This is a genomic window from Martelella sp. (assembly GCF_984369615.1).
Window position 1 is genome coordinate 1 of the sequence record NZ_CFHTCS010000172.1, and the last position, 9,247, is coordinate 9,247.

Here is a 9,247-nt window from a genome sequence, read left to right on the forward strand (position 1 = left end):
CATGGCGGCGTCCAGAGCGGCATCGCCGTCGCCATGCGTTTCGGCAGAGGCCGGGAGAGGCAGCATCAGCGCGGCGGCAAGGGCGGCCGTCGTCAAGAGCCGTTTCATCGGGATCGTCTTCGTCATGCGGAACCTTTCATCGGCGATACGGCGGAAAAGGCGGGCGCGCCCGCCACCGGCGTCAACTGATGCGGGCGATGCAGTAATCGATCACTTCTTCAAGCGCATGCCGGCCGGCCGACATGGGAAGCGGCGCCAGCGCCGCGCGAGCGGTCTCGCCATAGGCAAGCGCGCGGGAAATCGAATCGGAAAGCGCGTTGTGCCGGGCAATCAGCCGGCGCGCCTTCTCAAGCGCGGCATCGTCGTTTTCGCCATCCTCGATGGCGGCGCGCCAGAAGGCCTTCTCCTCGGCATCGCCCCGCTGATGGGCGAGAATGACCGGCATCGTCACCTTGCCCTCGCGGAAATCATCGCCGACATTCTTGCCGAGATCGGCGCTGGAGCCGCCATAGTCGAGCACGTCATCGACAAGCTGGAAGGCAAGGCCGAGCGCCATTCCGTAGTCGCGCAGCGCATTGCGTTCGGCCTCCGACGCTCCGGCGATGATCGGGCCAACTTCGGCGGCGGCGGCGAAAAGCTCGGCCGTCTTGCCGCGGATGACGGCGATGTAGTCGTCCTCGGTCGTCTCCATCTTCTTGGCGACGGAGAGCTGCAGCACCTCGCCCTCGGCAATCACGGCGGCGGCGTTGGAAAGCACCTTGAGCGCCTCCATCGATCCGGTCTCCACCATCATGCGGAAGGCCTGGCCGAGCAGGAAATCGCCGACAAGCACGCTCGCCTGGTTGCCCCATATCATCCGCGCCGATGACTTGCCGCGCCGCATGTCGCTCTCGTCAACGACATCGTCATGCAGAAGGGTCGCGGTATGCATGAACTCGACGCTGGTGGCGAGATAGACGTGATGGTCGCCGCGATAACCGAACATTGCGGCCGTCGCCAGCGTCAGCATCGGACGCAGGCGCTTGCCGCCCGAGGAAATCAGGTGATTGGCAACTTCAGGTATCATCTCGACATCGGAGCCGGCCTTTGACAGGATAAGCCTGTTGACGCGCTCCATGTCTGCGGCGGTCAGGTCCACGATGGGCTTGACCGAGCCTGATGGTTTGTTCTCTTTTGCCAGCGGTGTAACGGCGCCCAAAGCAGCACGCTCCTGTTGAATTCTGTCAGCCGACAATAGGGAGCGGCGGCGGGAGCGACAAGGGGCAAATTGTTCCTTTTCAATGAAATTCGGGAGTTTGACATGGGCCTGACCAATCTGATGCGGACCAATGACGCGGTGGTTCTGGGCCTTGCCGAGAGCCTGCTGAAGGACGCCGGGATTCACTTTTTCGTGGCCGACCGGTCGATGAGCGTGATGGAAGGCTCGCTCGGCCTCCTGCCGCGCCGGCTGATGGTGGAGGAGGGCCAGTTGGCCGAAGCGCGCGCGATCCTGACCGAGGCCGGGCTTGGCAAGGAACTGAAGCCTGAGTGAGCGCGATGCCTGAAAAGACGATCGATGCCTTCCATCGCGGCCGCTTCCATCTGGTCCAGCCGAAGGGCCGCGGCCACCGGGCGGGCATGGACGCCATGCTTCTGGCATCCATGGTGGAGGGAGACGGCCGGCTGAAGGTCGCCGATCTCGGCGCAGGCGCGGGCGCCGCCGGCCTTGCTGTTGCCGCGCGCCTGCCTGAGGCCGACGTGAGCCTTTTCGAGATCTCCGCCGAAATGGCGGATTACGCCCGCGAAACGCTGGCGCTTGCCGAAAACGAGGCGCTGTCGGGGCGGGTTGCGGTCTTCGAAGCCGATGTGACCCTGAGGGGCGCGGCCCGCAACGCCGCCGGCCTCACCGATGACACGTTCGACCATGTGATCATGAACCCGCCCTTCAACTGGACGGCGGACCGCCGCACCCCCGATGCGCTGAAGGGCGTCGCCCATGCCATGACGGACGGGCTTTTCGAACACTGGATCCGCACCGCCGGCGCCATTTTGAAGCCCGGCGGCACGCTCTCGCTGATCGCAAGGCCGCAGTCGATCGCCGACATCATCGCGGCATGCGGAAAGCGCTTCGGCGGCATCGAGATCACGCCGATCCACGCCCGAAAGGACGAGGAGGCGTTCCGCATTCTCGTCTCCGCCGTCAAGGGATCGCGCGCCAGGCTTTCGCTGCGCGCGCCCCTCGTCATGCACGCAAGCGACGGCCACGCCTTCCTGCCGCTCGTCGACGACCTCAATAACGGCCGCACAGCCTATCCGCGCAACAGCGTGACGCGGCGCGCGAATCTTTGAGCCGCGCCCTTGTCTTTGCCGTGGCTGCGCATACATGCGTTGAAACGTTTTTTGCAAGGCGAGGACAGGATGAAGCAGCTGGTTTCCGGGTTGATCCCCAAGCGGTTCCGCAAGGACAAGACGATCATTCCGGTGGTGCGGCTTTCAGGCGCAATCATGGCCGGCGGCTCCCCCGGCCGGCGCAGCCTCAACCTCGCCTCCGTCTCTGCCGCGCTCGACAAGGCGTTTTCGATGAAGACAAGCCCCTGCGTTGCGATCTCGCTCAATTCGCCCGGCGGCTCTCCCGTTCAATCGCGCCTGATCTTCAGCCGCATCCGCGCGCTTTCCGAGGAAAAGAACAAGAAGGTGCTGGTCTTCGTCGAGGATGTCGCGGCCTCCGGCGGCTACATGATCGCGCTCGCCGGCGACGAGATTTTCGTCGACCCGACCTCGATCGTCGGCTCCATCGGCGTCGTCTCCGGCGGTTTCGGCTTTACCGGGCTGATCGAGAAGATCGGGGTGGAGCGACGCGTCTACACCGCCGGCGAGAACAAGGTGATGCTCGACCCCTTCCAGCCGGAAAAGGAAAAAGACATCGCCTTCCTCAAGAACCTGCAAGGCGAAATCCACCAGGTCTTCATCCAGATGGTGAAGGAACGGCGCGGAGACAAACTCGCCGACGACCCGGACCTCTTTTCCGGCCTGTTCTGGAGCGGCATCAGGGGCGCGGAGCTCGGCCTGGTCGACGGCATCGGCGAGATGCGCGCGACGCTGAAGGCGCGTTACGGCGACAAGGCGGAGATGAAGCTCGTCTCGACGCCGACCAATCTTCTCGGCCGTGCCAAGCCGGGAGTTGCCGGCATCGGCCTTTCCGCCCCCGAAATCGGCGCGGGCCTCGCTTCGGGTCTTGCCGAGACGGCGGAAGAACGCGCATTATGGGCGCGCTACGGTTTGTGAGGAGAGCGATATGGGACGGCTTATGGTTCTCGCCGCCATTGCGGGCGGCGGTTACATGCTCTACCGCAAGTTCATCAACGACGCGGAAGCCGTGACCGCGCGCGGCGAGCAGAAGCGCGCCGAGCAGAAGAACGGCGCCACGGGCACGCTGGTGAAGGACCCGGCGACCGGCGAATATTACGTGAAGAAGACCGACGCGCCCTGAAGCGGGCACCTTCAGTCCGCAAAGCCTCGCGAACCTCGAAAGATCGCCGCCGCCTTCTGCCACGAAATTGACATTTTTCAACCGACTTGCCGCCACTTTCATCAAAGTGTTACACTTTGTCTGTGAGCGGCAAAATCCAATCGCCGACAAGCTGCGAACCGCTCACGCGGAGTTGCGCAATGCGCCGATTCTGACGGGGTGATCCTTCCTTGCCATTTCCCTGGCTCGAGGGCTCTCTCCGGACAGGCAACTCCCCGGAAAACGGAAGGCGCGGCGGCATGAGGCGCTCGCGATTTCCTCTCGAGGAACCGGATCGGTTCAAACCTCAAGCAAGGGAACCTGCCATGAGCTTCGGCGTCACAGTCAGCCTGACACTCTATTTCGTCCTGATGATCGCCATCGGCATTTATGCCTGGCGCAAGTCCACGTCCAATTCCGAGGAATACATGCTCGGCGGACGACAGCTTTCGCCGGCTGTCGCGGCACTGTCCGCAGGCGCATCCGACATGAGCGGCTGGCTGCTGATGGGCCTTCCCGGCGCGCTCTTCGTGTCCGGCCTCACGCAGAGCTGGATCGGCGTCGGCCTTGTCATCGGCGCCTTCTTCAACTGGATCATCGTCGCGCCGCGCCTGCGCGAGCAGACCGAGCGCTACGACAACAGCCTGACCATTCCGGAGTTCCTGTCGAAACGCTTCCCGAGCAAGGCGATGGCGCTTCGAAGCGTATCGGCAATCGTCATCGTCGTTTTCTTCGCGGTCTATACCGGTTCGGGCCTTGTCGCCGGCGGCAAGCTGTTCGACACAGCCTTTCCGGACCTCATCCACATCGGCAGTCTCAGCGCCTACCAGACAGGCATCATCCTGACGATGGGCATCGTTCTGGTCTACACGCTGATCGGCGGCTTTCTTGCCGTCAGCCTGACTGACTTCGTCCAGGGCTGCATCATGATGCTGGCGCTCGTGATCATGCCGCTCGTCGTCGTCTACAAGGCCGGCGGCATCGGCGTATCGGAGGCGCGGATGCTCAGCGTCGACCCCAACTTCCTGTCGATGTTCCACGGACTGACGGTTGTCGGCTTCCTTTCGGCGGTCGCATGGGGGCTCGGCTATTTCGGTCAGCCGCACATCATCGTCCGCTTCATGGCCGTGCGTTCGGTGGAAGACGTGCCGAAGGCGCGCAATATCGGCATGGCCTGGATGATCATCTCGCTTGCCGGCGCCGTCGGGCTCGGCATTTTCGGCCGCTCCTATGTGGTCGGCAACAATATCGACATCGCCGACCCGGAGACCATCTTCATCGTCCTGGCCAACCAGCTTTTCGTTCCGCTGGTGACCGGCTTCCTGCTGGCGGCCCTTCTGGCGGCGATCATGAGCACGATCTCGAGCCAGCTTCTGGTGGCCTCGTCCTCGCTGACGGAGGATTTCTACCGCCTGTTCCTGCGCCGCCATGCGAGCGAGCGGGAAATGGTCAATATCGGCCGCTTCTTCGTGCTGGTCGTTGCCATCGTCGCAGCCATCATCGGCTGGGATCCGGATTCGAAGGTTCTCGGCCTCGTCTCCAATGCCTGGGCCGGCTTCGGCGCGGCCTTCGGCCCGCTGATCATCCTGTCGCTCACCTGGCGCGGCATGTCGGGCGCCGGCGCAGTTGCCGGCCTCGTCGCCGGCGCGCTGACCGTCATCATCTGGATTTCACTCGGCTGGGGTTCGAGCTTCCTCGGCGGGCCCGGCGTCTACGAAATCATCCCGGGCTTCATCGTCGCCTTCATCGCCATCTGGGTGGTGAGCCTGATGACGCCAACCAAGGACGAGTTCCGCCCGCTTTCACCTGCTGCGGAATAACGCCTGTTGACAAGAAGCCGGGCCCGGCGGGCCCGGCCGCTCGGCCTGCCGCCACTTGACCCCTCGCCGCTTTAGTGGCACTGCACCGGTCATTCTTTCAAAGAGACCGAATGCCATGTCCGAGATGTCCGAAATAAAGCCGCATATGCACCCTAAGCGTTCCTTTCAGGGTCTGATCCTGACGCTGCAGGCCTATTGGGCCGACAAGGGCTGCGCCATTCTCCAGCCCTACGACATGGAAGTCGGCGCCGGCACGCTGCATCCGTCGACGACGCTGCGCGCCCTCGGTCCGAAGCGCTGGAACGTCGCCTATGTGCAGCCCTCGCGCCGGCCTGCCGACGGTCGCTACGGCGAAAACCCGAACCGGCTGCAGCATTACTACCAGTATCAGGTGCTGCTGAAGCCCTCGCCGCCGGACCTGCAGGAGCTCTATCTCGGCTCGCTGAAGGCGATCGGCCTTGATCCGCTGTTGCACGACATCCGCTTCGTCGAGGACGACTGGGAAAACCCGACGACGGGCTCCTGGGGCCTTGGCTGGGAATGCTGGTGCGACGGCATGGAGGTCTCGCAGTTCACTTACTTTCAGCAGGTCTGCGGCATCGAATGCGCGCCGGTTGCCGGCGAACTGACCTACGGGCTGGAGCGGCTGGCGATGTATGTGCAGGGCGTCGACAATGTCTACGACCTCAACTTCAACGGCCGCGAGGGCGACGAGAAGGTCACCTATGGCGATGTCTTCCTGCAGACCGAGCAGGAATATTCGCGCCACAATTTCGAATACGCCAATACCGAGATGCTGCACCGGCATTTTCTCGACGCCGAGGCCGAATGCCGGGCGCTGCTTGCGGCCGGAGCGCCGGGCGAAGCGGCAAGCCTGCACAAATGCGTCTTTCCGGCCTATGACCAGTGCATCAAGGCCTCGCATCTCTTCAATCTTCTCGATGCGCGTGGCGTGATCTCGGTCACCGAGCGCCAGAGCTATATCCTCAGGGTCCGCACACTGGCCAAAGCCTGCGGAGAAGCCTATCTTCTGACGGAAGCAGGCGGGTTCCAGCCGGAGGCGGCCTGACCTGATCGAGGGGCGCTGTTGGCCGCGCCTGATCGTTGAGCTTGGGAGACGCGCATGCTGACAACCCTTATCATCCTGATCGTGATCATCGGCGCGATCGCGGGCTTCGTGATTTCGCTCTACAACGCGCTGGTGCGCGCCCGCCAGACGGCCGAAGAGGCCTGGTCCGGCATCGACGTGCAGTTGAAGCGCCGCGCCGATCTCATCCCGAACCTAGTCGAGACCGTCAAGGGTTATGCGAGCCACGAGCGCGGCACGCTGGAAGAGGTCGTCGAAAAGCGCAACAAGGCGCAGTCGGTCGCCGCCAATGATGTTACCGGCCGCGCTGAGGCCGAAGGCGAGCTGACCCAGGCGCTTGGCCGTCTCTTCGCGCTTTCGGAAGCCTATCCGGACCTCAAGGCCAACCAGAACTTCGCCGATCTGCAGGCCTCGCTCGAAAAGACCGAAAGCGAGATCCAGATGGCGCGGCGGTATTACAACGGCGCGGCCCGCGAGCTGAACGTCAAGGTCGAGAGCTTCCCGAGCAACATCATTGCCGGCCAGTTCGGCTTTGAGAAGCGCGACTATTTCGAGATCGACGAACCCGCCGACCGGGCGGTTCCCAACGTTTCGTTCTGATTTTCCCGCGCCCGAACCGCGCCTTTTTTTGCGTGTCCGGAGGGAAACCGGCGTCCACTTTTCCTGGACGCGCTCTGGTTTGTTTTACGCGCGTCCGGACGGAAAACCGGCATCCACTTTTCCTGGACGCGCTCCGAATGAAAGTCTTACGCATGAACAATAACAGGCTCACCGTCATTCCGCCCGGCCACGCGCTTTCCGGCAAGGTCAGTCCGCCCGGCTCCAAGTCGATTACCAACCGCGCGCTGCTGCTCGCAGGCCTTGCCCGCGGCACCAGCCGACTGACGGGCGCGCTGAAAAGCGATGACACCCGCCATATGGCCAACGCGTTGCGGGCCATGGGCGTTCGCGTGGACGAACCGGATGACACCAGCTTCGTCGTGACCGGAACGGGACGGCTGGAAGCGCCGTCCGGCCCGCTCTTCCTCGGTAATGCGGGCACGGCGACGCGATTTCTGACGGCAGCGGCCGCAGCCGTCGAGGGCATTGTGATCGTCGATGGCGACGAGCATATGCACAAGCGTCCGATCGCCCCTCTGGTGATCGCGCTCCAGAGCCTTGGCATCAAGGCGGAGGCGCCGACCGGCTGCCCGCCTGTAACGATCGAGGGCCAGGGCCATTTCGGCACGGGCCGGGTCGAAATCGACGCCGGGCTGTCCAGCCAGTATGTCTCCGCCCTTCTGATGGCGGCCCCGCTTGCGCCGCAGGGCACGAGCGAGCCGGCGACGATCGCGCTGACGGGCACGGAGATCGGCGCGCGCGGCTATATCGGCCTCACGCTCGATGCCATGGCCGCCTTCGGCGCCAAGGTCGAACAGGTGGACGAGGCGACGTGGACGGTTCTGCCGACCGGCTACCGCGCGGCCGATTTCCACATCGAACCTGACGCCTCTGCCGCGACCTATCTCTGGGCGGCGGAAAAGCTCACCGGCGGTGCCATCGACATCGGCACGCCGGCTGAAAAATTCACCCAGCCCGATGCCAAGGCCTATGGCGTGATCGCGTCCTTCCCGCATATGCCGGCGGAAATCGACGGCAGCCAGATGCAGGACGCCGTGCCGACGCTTGCGGTGCTCGCCGCCTTCAACGAAACCCCGGTGCGCTTTACCGGCATCGAGAACTTGCGCGTCAAGGAATGCGACCGCACCCGGGCGCTGTCGCTCGGTCTCAACGCAATCCGCGAGGGACTGGCGGAGGAAGATGGCGACGACCTCATCGTCCACGCCGATCCCGCCCTTGCCGGTCAGCATCTGCCGGCCGAGATCGACACCTTTGCCGATCATCGCATCGCCATGTGCTTTGCGCTCGCGGGCCTGAAGATTTCCGGCATCACCATTTTGGACCCGCTCTGCGTCGGCAAGACCTATCCGGGATACTGGGACGCGCTTGCGTCACTGGGCGTCGAATACGAAGACTGAGGAGATAAGCCATGGCGAACCGGACACTGTCAGTCTCGCGCGAGGTAGCCATGCGGTGGGTTTCAAGGATACAGACCGCCCTTGTTGCAACGCTCCCCTCAATCTCCCCCTTTGAGGGGCGGTGTGCGGGTGGCTTTGCCGCAGAGCCCCCAAGTCTTCTCGCCCCGGAGGGGAGAGATGTCGCGACAGCGACAGTGAGGGGGGAGACCCTCATCACGAAAGCCCTCGCGAAACTGAAGATCTGCTTCACCCTCACTGCCCCTTTCGGGGCATCTCTCCCGCAAGTGGGAGAGAATATTGGGCGCAAGCCTCAAGACCGAACATTGCCGACTTGCCTCAAGGGGGGAGATCGGCGCGCGCGCGGCATCGCCGTGCTACTCACAACACTTCTCCTCGCCGCAGCACCCGTCCATGCCGCCGAGGTCATCAACAGCTTCACCTCCGATGTCACCGTCGAGAAATCCGGGGTCTACGACGTCACCGAGACCATTGCCGTCCATGCCGAGGGCGACCAGATCAGGCGCGGGATATTCCGTGACTTTCCTTTGCGTTTCGAGAGGGAGGATGGCCGCACCGGCGATGTGACCTTTGACCTGAAGTCTGTCACCCTCGACGGCAAGCCGGTAGACCATCACACCGAAAGCATCACCAACGGCATCCGCATCTATATCGGTTCCGCGGATACGGTGCTGCCGCCCGGCGACCACACCTATCGGCTCACCTACGAGACCGACCGTCAGGTCCGTTACTTCGACGACCACGACGAAATCTACTGGAACGCCACCGGCAATTTCTGGGCCTTCCCGATCGAGCAGGCGACCGCGACGATCACGCT

10 protein-coding genes are annotated in these 9,247 nt (G+C 63.6%); 9 read left to right on the forward strand and 1 reads right to left on the reverse strand.

Annotated features, from left to right (window positions below; genetic code table 11):
- Window positions 1-181: 181 nt before the first annotated feature.
- Entirely contained in the window at window positions 182-1,198 is a 1,017-nt protein-coding gene (locus tag AC5DC2_RS14015; RefSeq protein ID WP_024708005.1) for a polyprenyl synthetase family protein, read from the reverse strand.
- A gap of 102 nt (window positions 1,199-1,300) precedes the next feature.
- On the opposite strand from AC5DC2_RS14015, the gene AC5DC2_RS14020 reads away from it, so the two are divergent.
- The 9 genes from AC5DC2_RS14020 to AC5DC2_RS14060 all read left to right on the forward strand — a co-directional run.
- Window positions 1,301-1,531, forward strand: coding sequence for a putative signal transducing protein (locus AC5DC2_RS14020; protein WP_024708006.1), 231 nt, complete (start codon window positions 1,301-1,303; stop codon window positions 1,529-1,531).
- 5 nt (window positions 1,532-1,536) lie between these two features.
- The gene (locus AC5DC2_RS14025; RefSeq protein WP_491698920.1) at window positions 1,537-2,328 is read left to right on the forward strand and encodes a tRNA1(Val) (adenine(37)-N6)-methyltransferase; all 792 of its coding nucleotides are present in this window, start codon (window positions 1,537-1,539) and stop codon (window positions 2,326-2,328) included.
- A gap of 69 nt (window positions 2,329-2,397) precedes the next feature.
- Entirely contained in the window at window positions 2,398-3,264 is an 867-nt protein-coding gene (locus tag AC5DC2_RS14030; RefSeq protein WP_491698915.1) for a S49 family peptidase, read from the forward strand.
- A gap of 10 nt (window positions 3,265-3,274) precedes the next feature.
- Window positions 3,275-3,469, forward strand: coding sequence for a hypothetical protein (locus AC5DC2_RS14035; protein WP_024708009.1), 195 nt, complete (start codon window positions 3,275-3,277; stop codon window positions 3,467-3,469).
- A gap of 344 nt (window positions 3,470-3,813) precedes the next feature.
- Window positions 3,814-5,307 (forward strand): sodium/proline symporter PutP, encoded by a 1,494-nt coding sequence (gene putP / locus AC5DC2_RS14040; protein WP_491698916.1) that lies wholly within the window; start codon window positions 3,814-3,816, stop codon window positions 5,305-5,307.
- Between the two features lie 124 nt (window positions 5,308-5,431).
- Complete coding sequence (locus AC5DC2_RS14045; RefSeq protein WP_024708011.1) at window positions 5,432-6,376, forward strand: glycine--tRNA ligase subunit alpha; 945 nt, start codon at window positions 5,432-5,434, stop codon at window positions 6,374-6,376.
- A 54-nt stretch (window positions 6,377-6,430) separates the two neighbouring features.
- Window positions 6,431-6,994, forward strand: a complete 564-nt coding sequence (locus AC5DC2_RS14050; protein ID WP_491698917.1) for a LemA family protein — start codon at window positions 6,431-6,433, stop codon at window positions 6,992-6,994.
- A gap of 152 nt (window positions 6,995-7,146) precedes the next feature.
- Window positions 7,147-8,412 carry a 3-phosphoshikimate 1-carboxyvinyltransferase gene (gene aroA / locus AC5DC2_RS14055; protein ID WP_491698918.1) on the forward strand — a complete coding sequence of 422 codons (1,266 nt, stop codon included), beginning with the start codon at window positions 7,147-7,149 and terminating at the stop codon, window positions 8,410-8,412.
- Between the two features lie 371 nt (window positions 8,413-8,783).
- Window positions 8,784-9,247: DUF2207 domain-containing protein (locus tag AC5DC2_RS14060; RefSeq protein ID WP_491698919.1), on the forward strand; the 464-nt coding region annotated here is incomplete at its 3' end.

Coding starts and splice junctions, on each gene's coding strand:
- AC5DC2_RS14020 (WP_024708006.1), top strand. CDS start 1,301: ATGGGCCTGACCAATCTGATGCGGACCAATGACGCGGTGGTTCTGGGC.
- AC5DC2_RS14025 (WP_491698920.1), top strand. CDS start 1,537: ATGCCTGAAAAGACGATCGATGCCTTCCATCGCGGCCGCTTCCATCTG.
- AC5DC2_RS14030 (WP_491698915.1), top strand. CDS start 2,398: ATGAAGCAGCTGGTTTCCGGGTTGATCCCCAAGCGGTTCCGCAAGGAC.
- AC5DC2_RS14035 (WP_024708009.1), top strand. CDS start 3,275: ATGGGACGGCTTATGGTTCTCGCCGCCATTGCGGGCGGCGGTTACATG.
- putP (WP_491698916.1), top strand. CDS start 3,814: ATGAGCTTCGGCGTCACAGTCAGCCTGACACTCTATTTCGTCCTGATG.
- AC5DC2_RS14045 (WP_024708011.1), top strand. CDS start 5,432: ATGTCCGAAATAAAGCCGCATATGCACCCTAAGCGTTCCTTTCAGGGT.
- AC5DC2_RS14050 (WP_491698917.1), top strand. CDS start 6,431: ATGCTGACAACCCTTATCATCCTGATCGTGATCATCGGCGCGATCGCG.
- aroA (WP_491698918.1), top strand. CDS start 7,147: ATGAACAATAACAGGCTCACCGTCATTCCGCCCGGCCACGCGCTTTCC.